Annotated in this window: 17 protein-coding genes, 1 other RNA gene and 1 pseudogene; 12 read left to right on the top strand and 7 right to left on the bottom strand. The window is 36.7% G+C overall.

What is annotated here, in order from left to right:
- Window positions 1–57 precede the first annotated feature (57 nt).
- The 6 genes from phoU to gshB form a co-directional block, all read right to left on the bottom strand.
- Entirely contained in the window at window positions 58–780 is a 723-nt protein-coding gene (gene phoU, locus AC6ER9_RS05250) for a phosphate signaling complex protein PhoU (RefSeq protein WP_497073755.1), read from the bottom strand.
- A gap of 21 nt (window positions 781–801) precedes the next feature.
- Window positions 802–1560, bottom strand: coding sequence for a phosphate ABC transporter ATP-binding protein PstB (pstB, locus tag AC6ER9_RS05245; protein ID WP_497073754.1), 759 nt, complete (start codon window positions 1558–1560; stop codon window positions 802–804).
- 51 nt (window positions 1561–1611) lie between these two features.
- Window positions 1612–2901, bottom strand: coding sequence for a phosphate ABC transporter permease PstA (gene pstA / locus AC6ER9_RS05240; protein ID WP_497073753.1), 1290 nt, complete (start codon window positions 2899–2901; stop codon window positions 1612–1614).
- Complete coding sequence (pstC, locus tag AC6ER9_RS05235; protein WP_497073752.1) at window positions 2898–4358, bottom strand: phosphate ABC transporter permease subunit PstC; 1461 nt, start codon at window positions 4356–4358, stop codon at window positions 2898–2900. The genes pstA and pstC overlap by 4 nt, the downstream gene beginning before the upstream one ends.
- A gap of 71 nt (window positions 4359–4429) precedes the next feature.
- Window positions 4430–5476 (bottom strand): substrate-binding domain-containing protein, encoded by a 1047-nt coding sequence (locus AC6ER9_RS05230; protein ID WP_497073751.1) that lies wholly within the window; start codon window positions 5474–5476, stop codon window positions 4430–4432.
- Window positions 5477–5621: 145 nt separating this feature from the next.
- Window positions 5622–6560 (bottom strand): glutathione synthase, encoded by a 939-nt coding sequence (gshB, locus tag AC6ER9_RS05225; protein WP_497073750.1) that lies wholly within the window; start codon window positions 6558–6560, stop codon window positions 5622–5624.
- Window positions 6561–6647: 87 nt separating this feature from the next.
- Here gshB and AC6ER9_RS05220 point away from each other — a divergent pair, with 87 nt between their 5' ends.
- On the top strand, window positions 6648–7442 hold the full coding sequence (locus AC6ER9_RS05220) for a molybdopterin-synthase adenylyltransferase MoeB (protein WP_497073749.1): 795 nt from the start codon (window positions 6648–6650) through the stop codon (window positions 7440–7442).
- Window positions 7443–8851: 1409 nt separating this feature from the next.
- Window positions 8852–9016, top strand: coding sequence for a hypothetical protein (locus tag AC6ER9_RS05215; protein WP_497073748.1), 165 nt, complete (start codon window positions 8852–8854; stop codon window positions 9014–9016).
- Between the two features lie 665 nt (window positions 9017–9681).
- Here the strand turns inward: AC6ER9_RS05215 and AC6ER9_RS05210 are convergent.
- Window positions 9682–10245 carry a c-type cytochrome gene (locus AC6ER9_RS05210; RefSeq protein ID WP_497073747.1) on the bottom strand — a complete coding sequence of 188 codons (564 nt, stop codon included), beginning with the start codon at window positions 10243–10245 and terminating at the stop codon, window positions 9682–9684.
- Between the two features lie 104 nt (window positions 10246–10349).
- On the opposite strand from AC6ER9_RS05210, the gene AC6ER9_RS05205 reads away from it, so the two are divergent.
- The 10 genes and pseudogenes from AC6ER9_RS05205 to rimI all read left to right on the top strand — a co-directional run bounded on the left by AC6ER9_RS05205 (window position 10350) and on the right by rimI (window position 20291).
- Complete coding sequence (locus tag AC6ER9_RS05205; protein ID WP_497073746.1) at window positions 10350–11081, top strand: 3-deoxy-manno-octulosonate cytidylyltransferase; 732 nt, start codon at window positions 10350–10352, stop codon at window positions 11079–11081.
- Window positions 11078–11941, top strand: a complete 864-nt coding sequence (locus tag AC6ER9_RS05200; RefSeq protein ID WP_497073745.1) for a prephenate dehydratase — start codon at window positions 11078–11080, stop codon at window positions 11939–11941. The genes AC6ER9_RS05205 and AC6ER9_RS05200 overlap by 4 nt, the downstream gene beginning before the upstream one ends.
- Before the next feature lie 588 nt (window positions 11942–12529).
- On the top strand, window positions 12530–12937 hold the full coding sequence (locus AC6ER9_RS05195; RefSeq protein ID WP_497073744.1) for a hypothetical protein: 408 nt from the start codon (window positions 12530–12532) through the stop codon (window positions 12935–12937).
- A gap of 1228 nt (window positions 12938–14165) precedes the next feature.
- An RNA gene (ffs, locus tag AC6ER9_RS05190) (signal recognition particle sRNA small type) lies at window positions 14166–14263 on the top strand.
- Between the two features lie 222 nt (window positions 14264–14485).
- The gene (locus AC6ER9_RS05185) at window positions 14486–16420 is read left to right on the top strand and encodes a DNA polymerase III subunit gamma/tau (protein WP_497073743.1); all 1935 of its coding nucleotides are present in this window, start codon (window positions 14486–14488) and stop codon (window positions 16418–16420) included.
- A gap of 14 nt (window positions 16421–16434) precedes the next feature.
- A complete protein-coding gene (locus AC6ER9_RS05180) occupies window positions 16435–16758 on the top strand; it encodes a YbaB/EbfC family nucleoid-associated protein (protein ID WP_497073742.1) in 324 nt (107 codons plus the stop codon).
- Between the two features lie 30 nt (window positions 16759–16788).
- Window positions 16789–17393 (top strand): annotated as a pseudogene (recR, locus tag AC6ER9_RS05175) (recombination mediator RecR).
- Between the two features lie 48 nt (window positions 17394–17441).
- A complete protein-coding gene (locus AC6ER9_RS05170; protein ID WP_497075289.1) occupies window positions 17442–18470 on the top strand; it encodes a YeiH family protein in 1029 nt (342 codons plus the stop codon).
- A 642-nt stretch (window positions 18471–19112) separates the two neighbouring features.
- Window positions 19113–19796, top strand: a complete 684-nt coding sequence (gene tsaB, locus AC6ER9_RS05165; protein ID WP_497073741.1) for a tRNA (adenosine(37)-N6)-threonylcarbamoyltransferase complex dimerization subunit type 1 TsaB — start codon at window positions 19113–19115, stop codon at window positions 19794–19796.
- Window positions 19797–19799: 3 nt separating this feature from the next.
- Window positions 19800–20291 (top strand): ribosomal protein S18-alanine N-acetyltransferase, encoded by a 492-nt coding sequence (rimI, locus tag AC6ER9_RS05160; protein ID WP_497073740.1) that lies wholly within the window; start codon window positions 19800–19802, stop codon window positions 20289–20291.
- Window positions 20292–20319 lie beyond the last annotated feature (28 nt).

Below are 20319 nucleotides of genomic sequence, written 5' to 3'. Positions count from 1 at the left end.
TATTTTACGAAAATGCTTAATTTATCTACAAACTTATTTTAGATACTTAAGAAAAATTTAATCTATTTTCTTCTCACCTACACCAACTTTATACGTAAGGTCATCGCGAGGACGATCAGAAGACATATGATGACCCGTTATAATATAATGCAACATTTCAGCAATATTGGTAACATGATCACCAATTCTTTCAATATTCTTTAAACAAAACAATAAATGCGTACAAACCGTAATATTGCGCATATCTTCCATCATATACGTTAAAAGCTCACGAAAAAGAGAGGTATACAAAGCATCAATCTTCTCATCACGCTCACGCACAGCATCAACACGCTCTAATAGGCGACTCGTATAAGCATTTAAGACTTCTTTTAATTGATTGAGTGCTAAAGATGTAATTGTTTCAAGCCCATAATAAAAGGAAGCAGATTGACGTATTTCTGAAAGGGCAACAGTCCTCTTAGCAATGTTTTTGGCCATATCCCCAATGCGCTCAAGATCAGAAGAAATACGAATGGCTCCAATAATTTCTCGCAGATCTACAGCCACCGGCTGACGTTTGCAAATAATAGCAACCGCTTTTTCATCAATATCACGTTCTGCTTCATCTAAAAACATATCATCAGCAATCACTGTTGTTGCTAGTTGAAGATCACTACAGACAACCGATGCAACAGAACGTTCAATCATTCTTTCTGCATGGCACCCCATTTCTGTAATCCTTGCTTTTAGATACTTTAGTTCTGCATCATAAGAACGAACAATATGGTTCATAGACATATTTTACACTCCTCAATTCACCTATCCAAAACGCCCCGTAATATAATCTTGTGTCCGTTGTTCTTTGGGTGAGGTGAAGATTATTTCAGTTGCACCAACTTCTACTAAATGCCCTAAATGAAACATGGCCGTATATTGAGAAACACGGGCTGCCTGTTGCATGGAATGTGTTACAATAACAATTGTATAATCTTGCCGTAATGCATCAATAAGCTCTTCAATTCGTGCCGTCGCAATGGGATCAAGAGCTGAACAAGGCTCATCCATCAAAATAACTTCAGGACTAACCGCAATGGCACGCGCAATACACAAACGTTGTTGTTGTCCTCCGGATAAACTTGTTCCAAGATCATGAAGACGGTCTTTTACTTCTTCAAACAAACCAGCTTGCCTCAAGCTCTTTTCAACCACATCATGCAGCTCAGAGCGCGTTTTCACTAAACCATGAATGCGTGGACCATAAGCAACATTTTCAAATATAGACTTTGGAAAAGGACTAGGCTTTTGAAAAACCATTCCAACACGGGCACGTAATTCTACAACATCGATCTTCTGGTCATAAATATTCTCCCCATCTAAAGTAATAAGACCCGTTATTTTAGCCCCTTCAATCGTATCATTCATACGGTTGAAACAACGCAAAAAAGTCGACTTTCCACATCCTGATGGACCAATCAAAGCAGTGACTTGATGTTCAGGAATATCAAGAGTAACACCGTGAAGAGCTTCTTTGTCTCCATAAGAAACCTTTACATCCTGACCACACATTTTAATCTTCATGACAAAAACTCACCTTACGAAAATCTTATCGAAGTTATTATTTTATTAAAATTACTGGCGACGTTCAAATCGTCGACGTAAAAAAACCGCAGAAATATTCATGATCGCGAGAAAAATCATTAATACAATAATAGCCCCCGATGTCTTTTCAACAAAAGCGCGTTCTGCTTCACCTGCCCACATAAAAATTTGAACCGGCAAAGCTGTTGCCGGCTCCATGGGAGTTGTAGGAATATTAACAACAAAAGCAACCATGCCAATCAAAAGCAATGGGGCTGTTTCACCCAAAGCTTGAGCTACCCCAATAATTGTGCCTGTCAAAATACCAGGTGCAGCTAAAGGAACAACATGATGAAAAATCATTTGTGTTTTTGATGCCCCCAACCCTAAAGCGGCCGCACGAATAGAGAGAGGAACAGCACGCAGAGCAGAACGTGTTGCAATAATGATCGTGGGAAGAGTCATGAGCGCTAAAACAAAACCACCAACAAAAGAGGCTGAACGGGGTAATCCTAAAAAATTAATAAAAACAGCAAGTCCTAAAAGACCAAAGACAATCGAAGGAACAGCGGCAAGGTTATTGATATTCACTTCAATAAAATCTGTAAATTTATTTTTACGTGCATATTCTTCCAAATAAAGAGCTGTTGCTATGCCCATCGGGAGTGAAACCAATAAAACGATGCCCATCATATAAAGAGAACCAATGATCGCAACACCCAATCCCGCAGTCTCAGGACGACTTGAAGCACCAAATGTAAAAAAACCAATATTAAATGTCTTATAAAGCGTACCATCATGCGCTAAACGTTTTATCCATTCCACCTGTTGATTAGAAACTTTTCGGTTTTTTTCTGCTACATGCAGATCAATCTGCCCCTTATAAGCAGAATCAATATCTGCCGCTGCTAAAACTTTAACTTTTTGCATTGTGCCAATTAATTTTGGATTTTTTATTACCATTTCACGCAGTTGAACACGGACACCTTTTGAAAACATACGGTTAATGTCCCGTAGAGAGGCTCGATCATTTTGATTTACATCAAGTTTTTTTGCTAAAGCATTTCGTACCAGAAGTGGATAATTCGCTGTTATTAGGACTTGTGGGTTTATTTGACGTTGACCACTTGGATCAATGATTTTTTCATCCAAATAAACCGATAATGTCATTTCACTTTGAAAAAAAGCTGTATAGCCTTGACTAAGGATAGACCATAAAAGCGCAAATAAAAAAAATAAACCAATAAAAATAGCACTCAAACCATAGGCACGAAAACGACGTTCAGCCCAATGTCGACGCTTAAGGCTAATATTGCGACGAGGAAAAATTTTTTCATTCATTCATATTGTTCCCGATATCTACGCACAATATAAAGAGCTAGAATATTCATCAAGAGTGTCATCACAAAGAGTGTCATCCCCAAGGCAAAAGCCACCAGAGTTTGGGGAGAATTAAACTCAAAATCACCGGTCAATTGATTAACAATCTTAACCGTCATGGTGGTCATTGCTTCGAAAGGATTGAGTGTTAAGTTTGCAGCAACACCTGCTGCCAATACAACAATCATTGTTTCCCCAATTGCACGCGATGCCGTCAATAAAATGGCTCCCATAATCCCTGGAAGTGCTGCGGGTATAACAACTTTTTTTATTGTTTCAGATTGTGTTGCTCCTAAACCATAAGAACCTTCACGTAAAATGCGTGGAACGGCCGTAATAACATCATCCGATAAAGAGGAAACAAAAGGTATCAACATAATTCCCATCACAACGCCAGCGGTCAAAACACTTTGTGCCATAATAAAACCACCCCCATCTGAGAGAGAAGCAGACAGATCACGTAAAAATGGTCCGACAACCTTCAAAGCGAAAAAACCATAAACAATGGTTGGGATACCAGCAAGAACTTCCAATAACGGTTTTACAATTGCTCGCAATCGCGCAGAAGCATATTCGGCCATATAAAGAGCTGAAAATAGACCTATAGGCACAGCAAAAAGCATAGCAACAAATGCGATATAAAGTGTACCCGCAAGGAGCGGTATTAAGCCAAATTGTCCTCCTTCATCGCTTGAACCACTCGCGGAAAAACGTGGATCCCAAACCGTTCCGAAAAAGAAATTTGAAAAGGACACAGACTGAAAAAAGCTTATTGTCTGAAAGAACAGAGAAAGTGCAATGGCTATTGTCGTCAAAATAGCAACGATAGAAGCACAAGCCAAGCCAATAATAATTAAAGATTCAACCTTATTGCGCGCACGTTGATGAGGTGCAATTTGTACTATTCCACAGATAAAACCAAAGGAAGCAATAGCAAAAAGGAAACCATGGCCAATAAATTGAAGCTTTTCAGAAGAAAACATCCATGACCGTGCTATTTTGAACATATCCTCCGATGTCTCATGAGGTAAAATTAATCCTTTCGCAAGTAATTGTGCTTGCACTTCCTTATAGGATGCAATGGAAAGATCCCCTTCAAAACGATGAATCATTTTAACAAGACTTCGAAGTGCCTCCCAAAGCAGATCATGATTGACAGGTGCTGTTACATGCGCACTATAAGCCCCAAGCTCTCGAGAGGCGTTATATTCTAAATAAATTGTACTCCCCGAATCCCATAAAATTAAAAAAATAAAAGCTGGAATAACGGTAATCAAAAAAGTCCACCAGCCATAGTAATACGCCCGAGAATGCATTTTATGTTGTTTGTATTCAAGACTTCGGGCTTTCATATAAGAAATACAAAAACCACAAAGCCCAAAAAGCAATAACAAAAAAACGATGAAGGAAATGCGCATTTTATCTTTCAGTTTTTATAAAAAATAGCACCCAAAACGCTTAGCTCCGGAAACCCAATTATTCCTCAAAATTATTTCAACATCATTACCCGACCAGCAGAAAAATCATAACGCTGTGCTTGACGCTCGTTTTCAGGAGCAACAACCAAACCATATTCAGCCAAAGGGCTATCCGGACCAATCATTTGATCAGAAAGAAAAAAATCAACATACTCTCGCAAACCTGGAACAATATCTAAATGTGCTTTCTTAATATAGAAAAAAAGTGGTCGAGAAACTGGATATTGTCCGCTAGAAATTGTCTCAACGGTTGGCGCAAAACCATTAATATCGGCAACCTTTAGCCTATCAGCATTATTTTGATAAAAAGACAAACCCAAAATACCAACCCCTGTTTTATTCGAAGTTAGACGCGCAAATGTTTCAGAATAATCACCATCAATATCAACCGCTTTTCCATCCTTACGGACCACGACACAAGCAGCGTGTATCTCCTTATCATCCATTCCTAAAGACTTCATCACCTCAACTGCCCCACTCTCTTTACAGCCCACAGCAAGTAATTTTTCCTCAAAAACTTCCCGAGTTCCATGCTTCTCTCCAGGAATATAGGCTTCTATCGTCCAATTAGGAAGAGCACTATTGACAGCACTCCATTTCGAAACATCATTGGACTGCAACTTTCCGTCTATAATAACGCGAGCAGCTAAGGCTTTATAAACATCTATCGGCTGTAATTTCCAATCAGGACCTTTAATATCCGTTGCAAAAACAATGCCATCATACCCAATACGTATTTCCCCAACGTCTTTCACACCAGCATCAAAACAAGACTGTAATTCACTAGGCTTCATTATCCGCGAAGCATTAACGATATCAACAGTGTTCTCCCCAATCCCATGGCAAAATTCCTTAATACCAGCTCCTGTCCCACCCGATTCGATAACCGGAACCTTAAAATGCGGATAAACTTCTCCAAATGTCTCAGCAACAATCTTTTGATAAGGTAAAACTGTAGATGAGCCAGTAATCTGTATTTGATCGCGTGCCTTGCCTCCATTTACGGACAGCAGTAATACAAAAATCAATCCCACACCAATTGATAATACCCTGCTCATCTATAAACTCCTTAAAAATTGAGAACAAAGCCTCTTAATGTATATCATACGGTTATTTTAATTCACATTTGCAGCATAACAAATATAAAAAAACAACATAGATCATTTTTTTACAAAACCATGTTTTGGCTTTTTGTCAAACAAATTACTTTGAACATTTTAACTCAACAACATCCCAAAACAGATGAGCAACATCTGTACCGCAGAAGCGCTTAATTTCACGAATTCCCGTAGGAGACGTTACATTGATTTCTGTTATATAATCTCCAATCACATCAATCCCTACAAAAAGAAGACCACGTTTCTTTAAGGCTGGACCAATGCGTTCACAAATTTCATAATCACGTTTTGTTAACGCAACATTTTCTGCTCGACCTCCAACATGCATGTTAGAGCGCACATCTGTTTTTGTCGGAACTCGATTAATGGCTCCAACAGGTGTGCCATCAAGCAAAATAATCCGTTTATCTCCTTTTCGTACTGCCTCTAAATAACGCTGAACAATGAAAGGTTCGCGATAAATATCTGAAAACATTTCCAACAACGATGCTAAATTGTGATCATCTTTTTTTAAATAAAAAACACCAGCGCCCCCATTTCCATAAAGTGGTTTCACAATAATATCGCCAAATGTCTCTCTAAAAGCTGTTATTTCTTCAATATCTTTGGTAATTAATGTTTCTGGCATCAAATCAGAAAATTCAGTCACAAAAATTTTTTCTGGACTGTTGCGTACCCATGCCGGATCATTCACAACAAGTGTTTTAGGATGAATACGTTCTAACAAATGTGTCGTGGTGATATAGTTGAGATCAAAAGGCGGATCTTGACGCAAAAGAACCACATCCATATCTCTTAATTCTGTACGAACAGGCTTTCCTAATTGATAATGATTTTCCTCTTTATCATAGACCGTTAATGGCTCTAGTCGTGCAATCACACAACCATCGCACAAAGATAAACGATCTGGTGTATAATGGAAAAGAGAGTGTCCGCGTTCTTGCGCTGCTAAAGCGAGTGCAAATGTTGTATCTCCTTGAATCCGAACCGTTGAAATATGATCCATCTGAATGGCAATTTTCATAAATAAATCCTCCCTATTCTAAAAGCAGACTGGTCTATGCATCATAAACTTAGTAAACAATAAAAGAACGATGACAAGAGAAAATTCATGACACAAGAAACAGAGACAAAATTCAATAACGAAGAAATCGAACGCTATGCACGCCACATCATTTTACCTGAAATTGGTGGTGCGGGGCAACAAAAGCTCAAAAAAGCGCGTGTTCTTGTGGTGGGTGCTGGTGGTCTTGGGGCACCTGTCTTAACTTATTTGGCTGCCGCAGGTGTTGGGACCCTTGGAATTGTCGATAACGATACTGTTTCACTTTCCAATTTACAACGTCAAGTTATTCATAACACAAATACAATAAACCAAAACAAAACAGACAGTGCTGAAACCACTATAAAAGCAATAAATCCCCATGTTGTGGTTGAAAAACACACCCTACGCTTAGAAAAAAGTAATGTGGATAAACTGCTTAATGCCTACCAAATCATTGTTGATGCAAGTGATAATTTTACCACACGCTATCTTCTTGCTGATCACGCTGCCCAATGCAAAAAGCCCTTAATAAGTGGCGCTGTAGAGCGTTTTAATGGCTCACTAACCGTCCTTATGCCGTATAAGGACAATAACCCTCACTATCGCGACTTATTCCCCACTCCTCCAGCACCCGATACGATCCCAACATGTGCTGAAGCTGGAATCATTGGTGTGTTACCCGGCGTTATTGGAACCCTACAAGCCATGGAAGCGATTAAAATAATCACAAACATCGGAGAACCACTCGTAGGGAAGATTCTTCTCTATAATGGGCTATTAGCGCAATTTAATGTTATTACCTATAAAAGATCAAATTCCAGAGAAAATACCATAGCTATGAATAATCATGGAGAACCATGATTTTATCCCTACTCATTTTCAAGCCTCTCGTGATATATATTGAAACTGTAACACTAATGTTTTACCGAAAATCATCAAAATGCTGTAAATAATGGGAATGATTAAGTTTATCACATTAAAGATCTTTTGTAGAAAAATCTCCTCTATCATGAATTATCAGCGTCATTTCATGTCAAATAATTAAAGACTTGTGCAAACGAAGCTGCCATCAATGTTCTTGTGTAAAGAATTTTCAAGGTGGATAAAAATACAATCCGCAGAATTCTACTCAATCATTTTCATTTGGCTCTTCAGACATAAAAATTGCTTCACATGAAAGTACTTGCTTCAAACCATAATCTATAAATAAATAATTTAAATCATATTTTCGTTATCGATGCTATAAAAGTTCAATGATCTGTACTTGCACCATAACTTCAAGAGAAAATGTATCTATTCATCATGCAGCTTAGAAGCAAGCTGGCACCATCACACACTTTGCAAATCCCAATATTACAATAGAGCTCTTGGCACGTAAGGCGGCTTATAAAAGCTATTTTTAGTCCTTTCTTCTATCCTTTTTACCACATGCCAACCCCACTTATGACGTGCAAACAAATGATTTTGATTGATTCAAAGTCAACAAATTTGAAATGGGAGAATTCCACAGTATTCGAGTTTTTCATTATTCGAGTTTTTCATTCAACATACAAAACAGCAAATTATCATTAAAAACAAATTGTTACATGCTTATTGTATCTATAAAAATAATCGGCTGTCTCTATTCACAAGAAAAACACATGGGGATAATAATGATGCCTAGAAGAAGCGAAAACAACCTCATGCAGGACTTTAATCACACAATCATTACATTCAGAAGTAAGAAACTGTAGCTCATAAATTAATAATCCTTCAACAATAATCTTGCTTACAAGCACATGGGGAAAAAGTGAAGCAAAAGGTTCTTAAAAACCATCTTAATATCAATAGAATACATTTTCTTTAAAAAATACTTCTCTTCTTTTGAAAATAAAAAGGAAATGCTAAAGTTTCATTCCCAACAACTATATTATCAAGAATACTACGCATGTAGTCACAACATCCAGCTATACAATTTTGTTGTAAATAAAAACGAATAAAAACCGGTTATAATGAAAATTTGTTCAAACTCTTCCTCAGTATCATAAAAAATAGCATTTTTTCTATAAGGTAAAATATTAACTTATAAAGATAATTCACTGCTTTGCATATTAAATGAGAAACCCGAATATCGTAAGATCTTCTTACTCCAAACCTGTTGACTTTGAATCAATCAAAATCACTTGCTTACGCATTATGCGCATTACAAGCGAAATGAGTGTAGGGATAAAACTGTATAAGAAAGGACTTAAAATAGCTCTTATAAGCCGCCTTACGTGCCAAGGAGTGGTTTGCAACACTCAAAAGCTGGCAAAATGTGTGATGATGTCGGTTTTCTCCTTCATAAGCGTAAAGATGGCAGTACTCAATGGCTTTATCTTTATACCATTCATAGTCGGCGCCATGAAATAGGCCTAGGTGCTTTGAGAGATATCCCTATAAGAAACAATACTTAAAAATTCATCAGCAATCCCCTTTAGCAAAAGAGAATAAAAAGAAAAAAGAGTAATACGATTGACGATAATGTATATTATAAAAACCCTATACCATTGAGCAAATAGAGAATATCAATCAATAAATCTCTGTTAAACAGTGAACAGTTATAATGAAAATTTCATTGCAATAAATATGGAGATAAAAACTATGTATTTACTAACTTTGTGCACATATTATGATAACGCGTTACCGTCGTTATTTCTTCTAAAAAATCATTCTTTGTGAACAAAAATATAATGGGAAAAAGAATAACAATTATTACTGTTAAAAGAAAAAAAAGGATCATTGATCAAGCTTATCAGAAGACCTAATGGAAAATATCTTCCAGACTTTCACCACCTATTCCCACATCATTGCCCTTTAACTTATATTTGTGTCATCGTACTCCAATAAACTCATTCGATGTAAAATGCACAATTACAAATATGACTGTTAAGTTATCCGTCACTCTTAGTATCATCATAGAATAAACATTACAGAATAATAAGGCGCTCTTTTTAACTTCTAACATAGTTAGATAGAATCCTAATTTTAACAAACAAACCAATTCATATTTTTTATAACACCTTGAAACTAAATTATAAAAAATAAAACTTCTTTCTAAAATGAGTATCTATAATATAAGTCAGTTTGGCTCGCTTGCTTTATTATTATCCATTGGTATGGGAACAGGATGATCAGATAAACTACGTAAATAAAGCAAAAGATCGGCACGATCTTGGTCATTTTTAATGCCACGGAAAGACATAATGGTCCCAGGAAACGCTTGACGTGGAGAATGCAGATAACGATCTAACGTTACAAAATCCCATTTTTGATCAGAATGCGCACGCAATGCCCGTGAATAGGCAAAACCTGCTGTTGATGCCAAAGGACGATTAACAATCTCCCAAAGAACTGGACCAACACGCCCTGCTTGATTGCGTCCATAAGTATGGCATATGGCACATTGACGAAAAATTTTACGCCCATTTTCAAGATTTCCTTGCTGAAGGCGATCATTAAGTGATAGAGAAACTACGGGCTCTTTCTGTTCTTCTTTAAATGTATTATTCTGAGCAACGGTATGACGATATTCAACGGATGTGGAATGGTCATAAACGATATCACTGAGTGTAGAAATTCCCACAACAATGACAAACACACATAAACACGCGCAAATAAAATAGACAGCTCTCGAGCGTTTCATAAAAACTCAAATGTTCACGGTTTCATTACCATTTTCAGTTTAAGCTTTTTCTTTATAACACACAACATCATAAATGTATCATAGGCGACATTTGGAATCTTGCAATGGCTCTTGAACCGATTATTCTTATTCCTGCCCGTATAGGCTCAACCCGTCTTCCTCAAAAGGCCCTCGCTGAAATCGCAGGAAAACCGATGATTGTTCATGTCGTAGAACAAGCTAAAAAAGCAGCAATAGGGCGTACAATCGTTGCCACAGATCATAACGATATTGCTAAAGCAGTTGCAGAATATGGACATGAATATCTCATAACACGAGATGATCATAAGTCTGGCTCTGATCGCATTTATGAGGCTTTAATGCGCATTGACCCTGAACAACGTTATAATGCTATTTTGAATATACAAGGTGATCTCCCAACAATAATGCCTCATGAAATCATCAGTGCGCTACGTCCTTTAGAAAATAGTTTTACCGATATTGCAACCTTGGGAACTCAAATCATCGAGGAAGATGAAAAAAGAGATCCCAATGTCGTCAAAATTATTGGTACACCACTTTCTCAAAATCGCCTGCGAGCTCTTTATTTCACGCGCGCCACAGCCCCTTATGGAGATGGTCCTCTTTATCATCATATTGGACTATACGCTTATCGGCGCGAAGCACTTGAGAAATTTGTATCATTCAAACCCTCTACACTTGAAATGCGTGAAAGACTTGAACAATTACGTGCATTAGAACATAATATGCGTATCGATGTGGAAATAGTCGATACGATTCCTTTAGGTGTGGACACACAACGTGATCTCGATAGAGTACGTAAGATTTTAGCATGAAAACACTCAAAAAAAACAATAAAATCTCTTTCCAAGGGGAATACGGTGCTAATTCCCATATTGCTTGCTCCAATATGTTTCCTCATATGGAAGCTGTTCCCTCTGCTACCTTTGAAGACGCCCTTCATTTAGTGGAAAGTGGGAAAGCTGATCTTGCTATGATCCCTATTGAAAATACTCTTGCTGGACGCGTTGCAGACATTCATCATCTTTTACCGCAATCATCTCTTTATATTGTTGATGAATATTTTTTACCTATCCATTTTCAACTCATGGTTTTGCCCGGTGTTGCCCATGACGAAATTAAAACCGTTCACAGCCATACGCATGCCCTTGCACAATGCCGAAAAATCATACGAAATAATGGTTGGAAACCTGTTGTTTCTGAAGACACGGCTGGAGCTGCAAAATTTGTTAAAAAAAGCGCTAAACGTTCACAAGCAGCCTTAGCACCTCTGATCTCAGCAGAACTCTATGGGCTTGATATTCTTGAAAGAGATGTTGAAGATAATCCTCATAATATTACTCGTTTTGTCATTCTTTCACGATCTAAACGACATGTCCCCAAACCTACAAATGGTGAAAAAATTATCACCAGTCTTCTTTTTCGAGTGCGTAATGTCCCTGCTGCTCTCTACAAAGCCATGGGAGGATTTGCAACGAATGGCATCAATATGACAAAATTAGAAAGCTATCAAATTGGTGGAAATTTTAATGCAACACAATTCTTTGTTGATATTGAAGGGCATCCTGAAGACCCCATGATGAAACTTGCCTTAGAAGAATTGTTGTTCTTTTCTGCCGAATTGCGTATTATCGGTACTTATCCAGCAAAAAATGATCGAACGTCGCATGTATAGAAGCAACAAAAACACCATCATTTTTTGCTGATATCGAAAAACATCCTAAGAGCCCTATCATGCAATGTGTCTTAGAGAAACGCATTTTTTATGCTAAACGCGCTTTATTATGAAGCTAAAGCAGAAAGAAAAAGAGTCATAACATCCAATAACATAATATAAAATCACTTCGATAATGTTTTTAACACATGACATTATGATAAATAGCAATTCAACGCATACAAAGAGCTCTGTAAAGAAAAACAATAAGCGAAAATGAAAGCACTTATATTTTCCATTTTTTATCATTCACAAAGAAATATCTTTCAGAAAACATCTCATTTCCTATAGCAGTTTATTCCAATAAAAATAACGAACTTCTAAATTAGCTCATAAAGACAACTCAACTTATCATCAGAGTACATTTGAGAGGATAAATCATTCAAATCTCTTGAATTCAGCGGATTTTTAACGTTCTTTTTATAAAACTATAAGATGTCCTTTAATCATATTCGCCATTTAATCATATTCTTTGTATGACGTTTGAACTTTCCTATTTATAAAAACTGATTTATGCTTCATTAAGCTTTAAGAAAAAAGGAGAGGATAATGAAAAAAATCTTCACGCAAGGGTTATTAGCTGCCAATATTCTCGCATGCTCTAGTGTTGCGTTTGCTGGATTTGGCGAGAGAGAGTGGGATTTTGCGCCAGATGAAAGTGTTACGATTATCCCCTCCGATATCGTCCATCAAGGAGCTGAATATTCTTGCGAGGTATTTAATCCGAAAAAGGTATCCTTTACTTTATCGTACTCTGTTCCTTCAGATTTAGACAAATTGAAAATTGTTGCGGATGATGATGAAAAAATAACCCATGATAAAGAAAAGAAGATCTTTACATTGAAAAATATAAAATCTCTTCAGGTCAGCTTTCCTTCATCAGGGAATTATATTTTTAAAAATATTACGAAGGAAAAAGTTATTGGAACAAACTGTGATACAGGAGATTATGATTAATAATATTTCTCATCAACAGCTAAGTTTCAGCCAATTATCTTGCTTTTTAGTTTTTTAAAAATCAAACACATGATGAATTATTAAAACTGGATTTTGAGAAGAGTTTTTATTGAGATAGAAAGTAAATGGTTAAAGAATTTTTGTAGCAATTTAAATTGTTCTGTATTCTTTACCATCAAGCTAATTTTTGAATCAGTAAAACAAGCTCTACCTTCGTAATAGATTCATCTTAAAGCATCATAAAATGCATTTACACAAACCATTTAGACTAAGAAGAATAGTAACATTTTTTAAATTAGGTGTGTTTATCATTTTACTCAATATAATGACTTAGAAAAATGAACAGAGCTATTCCAACATATAACCGCGTACTGTGATCTATACAGACAACCCGCACCACATTTTTCAGAGCTATTCGTGCTAAAAACTAAATTCTATTTTAAATCATATTCATTCAAGCATATGAAGCCGTTTATCTCGCTTTTCTCTTCTTATGAAAAAATCTCTTTATTTAAAGCTATAAATGGAAGCGATGTATGAGTCAAAACGATTGAAAAAAGATAAAAATGCCTCTTATAAATCCTTTAAAATGCAAGAGATCACAACATTGGGAGTTGTAAATAGTATGAGGGGACCAGCTATTTTTATATTATTAATCAGATGGTAATGCACAATAGATTTACACTGGGTTTACACTTCAGGGCAGTATGTATACTATTTACGAGCAATGTTGTAAAATAGTGTTAGAAGCATAGAAAAATATTTCTTAAAAAATATATGAATAGATAACATCAAGTTCTGTTTGGAGTGCTCTATTTTGCATAAGGGAATAATATCATTCAATCAATATTTTAAATTATCCATAAAACAGCACTCTTCATCTAACTTCCTTACTTTAACGCATGCGTGATCTCTATGCTTTATTTGCTTTTTTTATTGCAAATTTTTCATGACTTAATTTCGTAATTTTAGAACAGAAATATCTACCCTAAAACTCTTACAGGTTTGAAAAATGAACGTAATCATGCGTCCTGATTACTTTAAACGAAGCAAATATTTTATACTGAATATCATCTGAAGACTACTCTACTGTGGAAAATGGTATTTCTTTGTCTTCTTTGTTGTTTATATGTCCTAAATTAAACGTAAAGAAAAATTATTTCTCGTTCTTATGATATTTTTCGTTTCTGAGCTTGATTTTTCATGCCAAATCGACAATATAAACTTGGGAGGTTGGTGGTGGACGAACTACTCGCCAACTGGGTCAGGTCTGGAAAGAAGCAGCCCCAACGAGTTCTGGTACGGGTCATCGTGCCGGCCTCCTATTTTGCTGAAGAGGTTATTTCGTGCTACCTTTTAGCATATATTTAACCTTTAGAGTGGCATTTTTGTGCAGCAAGTAAACGGATTTTGTCATTTTTTAGCCAATGATCCCATAAAAGATAATTTGATTGAGAAAAAATCCTTTTATATGAGAGTGCACTATTGACCTATGCTTTGTGTATGATCAAAATGTGCGCATGAAGAACTTCGAAGTTGGAAACATTCATGGAAAACGCACCGGTAGAAACAGCCTATCGTGTTCTTGCTCGTAAATATCGGCCTCAAAACTTCTCTGACCTCATTGGTCAGGAAGCTATGGTGCGTACTCTCACCAATGCCTTTGAAAAAGGTCGTATTGCCCAAGCGTGGATGTTAACAGGGATTCGCGGCGTAGGTAAAACGACAACAGCACGCATTTTGGCACGTGCGCTCAATTATAAAACAAAAGATATTGATCAACCAACAACTTTATTAGACTCCCTTGGTGAACATTGCACACAGATTATAGAAGGACGTCATATTGATGTTATAGAAATGGATGCCGCTTCTCATACGGGCATTGACGATATTCGTGAAATTATTGAACAAATACGCTATCGTCCTGTTTCTGCGCGCTATAAGGTTTATATTATCGATGAAGTTCATATGCTCTCAACGCAGGCCTTTAATGGTTTGTTGAAAACTCTTGAAGAGCCACCGTCCCATGTAAAGTTTATTTTTGCCACAACAGAAATTCGCAAAGTTCCTATTACCATTCTTTCGCGTTGTCAACGTTTCGATTTACGACGGATTGAATCAAAAGCTTTGAGTGCGCATTTGCGCCAAATTGCGCAATATGAAAAGGTCGAAGTAGAAGATCAAGCACTCTCTATGATTGTTCGTGCCGCAGAAGGCTCTGTCCGTGATGCATTATCCATTTTTGATCAAGCCATTGCCCATAGCAATGGCAATGTTAATGCCACTGCAGTGCGTACAATGCTAGGATTAGCAGATCAAGCACGTATTATTGATCTTTTTGAATTTATCATGAAGGGTAATGTTGTCCATGCATTACATGAATTACGCAATCAATATGATGCAGGCGCTGATCCTCTTACGATATTGACAGAATTAGCTGATTTTAATCATCTGGTTACACGTTTACGTTTTACACCAGAAATAGTGGAAGATTTTTCACTGACTGAAGAGCAACGTCTGAGAAGCTTAGACTTTTCAAAAAAACTTTCCGTTCCTGTTTTATCTCGAAACTGGCAAATGTTACTCAAAGGCTTACAAGAAGTTAATCAAACTGCACGGCCACTTCAAGCAACTGAAATGCTTTTAATTCGTCTTGCTCACACAGCTGATCTCCCCACTCTTGATGAAGCTTTAAAAAAGCTTACGCAAGAAAAAACACCTCTCACGTTTGTTGCAAACCCCTCTCATCAAGAATCAATAAGTCCAAATAATATAACAAAAGAAACAACAATTGATGTCCCTGCCTCCTCAAACGTTTCAAATGCATTACCAAACAAAACAGATTTAACGACATCTTTGAAAGACCAATTAGACCACTCCTTAAAACCAGAGGATTTCGTTAAAAGTAAAACTCTTGAAGGCACCAACGCCCCTGAAATAACAGAAACTCTTGAGACTTCTCAATCTACTGATCTTTCTGAAAAGAATGCAACTTTATCGCATTCTGTCACACAAACAACAGGAGAGGTTACTGAACCTAAAACTCTCGTGATTAATTCTTTACACGATATTGTTAAATTAGCCGAACAGCATAATGACGTGCCTTTCAAACTCCTTGTTAAAGAATTTGTTCATCCTGTTTCTTTTGAAAATGGGCATATTACCTTAAGACTTTCTGAAAATACCCCTCAATTTCTTGCTCATGATATCGAAAAAAAGATCTCTCAATGGGCTGAAAAACGCTATGTGATAATTTTTGTTAATGAAGGAGGCGGTCCAACCTTACAAGAAGAAAGTATCGCGATGCAAAAGACTCTTTTTTCCAATGCAGAGACAGATCCTGATATCGCGAAAATCCTCAACCATTTCCCAGAAGCAAAAATTGTCGATATTCGGCTCAATAAAGAAGAAAATGGTCTTGATTTACCCCCCTATACACTTAAAAATACAGATCTCTTTGAAAATGATAACAATGATGAATAAGGATACCTATACCTATGCGTGAAATGATGAGTATGATGAAAAAAACCAAAGACATGCAAGAAAAAATGCAAAAAATGCAAGCGGAAATGGCTAATATACAAGCTATGGGTGCTGCAGGGGGTGGTCTTGTCGAGATTACTTTAAATGGCAGAAATGTTATAACAGCAATTCAAATTGATCCTTCATTACTCAATCCTGAAGAAGCTGAGATTCTTGAAGACCTCGTTATGGCAGCTTATAATGAAGCAAGAGCAAAAGTTGAAAACCTGATAGAAGAAAAAACCAAAAGCATAACAGCAGGACTACCACTCCCATCAGGTTTCAAACTTCCATTTTAATGAATCGGATTTTTTCCGTGAGATAAAAATATGTCTAAATACATTGCAGGACCTGAGATTGAACGTCTCATTCAGATTTTAGCACGTATACCAGGTCTTGGTCCACGTTCAGCGCGTCGTGCTGCACTTCATCTTATAAAAAAAAGGAAACTTTGCTGGAGCCTTTAGGAGCAGCAATACAAGGCGCTATAGAAAAAGTCGGCATTTGTTCTGTTTGTGGAAATGTCGATACCATTAATCCTTGTTCAATTTGTACAGATTCGCGACGTGATGATACCACAATCATTGTTGTGGAGGACATTGCTGATCTGTGGGCTCTTGAACGCGCAAAAACTTTAGCAGCACGTTATCATGTATTAGGCGGACGACTCTCCCCTTTAGATGGAATAGGTCCTGACGAACTCAACATTGCCACCTTAATACAACGTGTTGAACAAAACCCAATTACGGAGGTTATTCTTGCTGTCAATGCAACTGTTGAAGGACAAACAACCGCTCACTACATAACCGATCAGCTTTCCAATTTTTCAGTTAAAATTACGCGACTTGCTCATGGCGTTCCTGTAGGAGGCGAGCTCGATTATCTTGATGATGGCACTTTAGCGGCAGCCGTACAAGCAAGAACAAACCTATAAAAGTTTTTTATTTAAATCTTTAATTCTTTAATAATGAGGAATATTCAAATACTGAAGAAAAACCTCTCACTTCTAAACGACTTTTTCCCTGGTATTTTAGTATGTTTACTTATATCAGCTTTAGCATATGGTTTAGAAGTTTTAGAAAAACAGCTTTTTGGGCAAGCATGGCTTGAAAGTCTTGTTTTAGCAATTCTCTTAGGATCTGTTATCCGTAATTGTCTTGCGATGCCAACATATTTTCAAAAAGGTATAACTTTTTGTGCCAAAACACTTCTTGAAGTTGCTATTGTTCTTTTAGGAACAATCATTAGCATTCATGCTGTGCTTTCCGCTGATTGGCGTTTGCTTGCAAGCATTGTATTCGTTATATTTGTAACCATTATTTTAAGCTTTATCATCGGTCGCGTTTTCGGTCTTTCTAAGCATTTGGCAATGCTGGTTTCTTGCGGAAATGCTATTTGTGGGAACTCCGCCATTGTTGCCGTTGCCCCTGTCATTAAAGCAAAACATGAAGAGATTGCTGCATCAATTGCTTTTACGGCTCTTTTGGGGATTCTTATTATTTTATGTCTCCCTTTTGCACATCCACTTTTAAATTTATCATTTAACCAATATGGTATACTTGCCGGCATGGTGGTTTACGCTGTACCACAAGTTTTGGCAGCAACCGCATCTGTCTCTCTTGCCAGCGTTCAAATTGCAACTGTTGTTAAATTAGTACGCGTTCTCATGTTAGGTCCTGTTATTTTTGCCCTATCACTCATCTATCACAGATCAGAACAAATACACTTTCGCTTAGGCACTCTCGTTCCTTGGTTTATTATTGGTTTTATTACGATGATGCTGATCCGCTCAAGTGGTCTTATTCCTGAAACAGCTCTCAGTTCTATTAAATTTATTACTCAATTGTTCACGGTCATTTCAATGGCCGCATTAGGATTAGGCGTTGATATACACTCATTAAAAAAAACAGGATGGCGCGTTATTTTTACTTCAATCTGCTCCATAATTATTCTCGGTATTTGTAGCCTTATCATGATACAATTGAACGATCTAAATCATATAAGATTTTAAAATATTATTATTTCTTTTTTCAACGGAGCATAACCATACAATTACTCCAGAGACACACCAATGTTGAATCAGCTCTTTCATAAAACCAATAAAACTTAAGAAAATTGCCCATTATTCTACACGAAAAATTGGAAGAGCCGTGATATTCGATATGCAATGAGGATTATCAAACTGGCTTTTCAAGCCATAATGATTTGCAATAGAGGAAGATCAAAATACATTATACATAAAAATAATATAATTTCTTTCATCATTGCTTTCATAAAGCTAAAATTTTTATCAAAAATTGACAAAATATACTTTTTAATAAGGTCAAAACGCTTACGAAAAGCAAAACACCCAAAACAGAATAAAGCATATGTAAGCTGCTCATTTACATACTGGTAAAAAAACTCTTAAGACACATCAACTCCCTTTTACGCCCCTATTCCCCATGAAGGGTATAATTAGAATCTTACAGCGTGTACAAAATCGATATATTAATAACAAAAATAAATAAGAATCAAATCAACATCTTATCCTATTCTATAAATTGTTTCTCACTGGTACTAGCAACTTTCTTACAAATGAACTATACAACGATACAAAAGATTAAAATACAACAGAGCTTTTGTTTATTGTCTTATTCAATTAAAATATTTTATGCTTATTCTTGCTATCGATACTGCTTCAATTTATTGTGCTGTTGCGCTCGTTCATCATAAGTCTGTTCTTGCGCATATCAATGAGCGCATGAATAAAGGGCATGCTGAAAGACTTATTGGGCAGATTACACAAATAATGACACAAACTCATATGACACTTGATCAAGTTGAGCGTATTGCTGTCAATGTTGGACCTGGATCGTTTACTGGTGTCCGTGTTGGTGTTGCTACAGCACGCGCTTTGGCATTAGCACTTGAAGTACCAGCTATTGGAGTGAGTGCACTTGAAGCTTTAGCAGCACAAGTTACAACCCGTACAAATACTGCATCAGCAATTACTGTTGTCATTGAAGCAGGAAGAGAGAGATTCTACCATCAAAATTTCCATCATGATCTCACTCCTTTGGGAGAACCAAGACTAAAAACACTTGAAAATATCCTCGAAGACTTACCCCACAAAACCCAACTGACTGGTCCAGCGGCTGATATCGTTATGGAGAACATCAAAAACTATAAAATAAACGAAAAAATTATCCTAGAAAAAATCCCTTGCGAAGCAGCAGATATTGTGAACTATGCTTATCTTGCTGCAAACAAACAACCACAAAACTCACCTCGTCCCCTCTATCTACGCAGTGCTGATGCAAAACAACAAACCAATTTTGCTTTACCAAGAAAATAAAATATGTCCGAAGTTTCATTGACAAAAAAGCATTTTGGAATTGCTCCACTACACGTTAATGATAGTGTTTCTCTCCACCAAATTCATCAATATTGTTTTACCCCTGCTTGGGGAAAACAAGCTTTTGATAACTTTTTAACAGATCACTCTATCTTTGGATACAAAGTCTTTCTCATTGATCAATCTGATCAAATTGTAGGCTTTTGCCTATCCCGTCTCATTCTTGATGAAGCAGAGATCATCACAATTGCAGTCCATCCTCATCATCGTCAACAAGGAATGGGTACTTTGCTTATCGATCATACACTTCGCTATCTTCGCGATAAGCACGCTATAAAATTATTCTTGGAAGTTGAATCCACAAACCTTTCTGCTTTACATCTTTATAAACGCTTCGAATTTCAAAAAATTTCTAAACGTCTTGCCTACTATCCGTCAAAAAATGGTCGCGGTGATGCAATCATTATGCAAAAAACTTTTAAGCAAATAGATTGAGATTTATGTAAAAAACATTTAGACAGAT

Source organism: Bartonella sp. SL317 (assembly GCF_059687655.1).
This window is presented reverse-complemented; position numbering and strand designations above follow the sequence as displayed.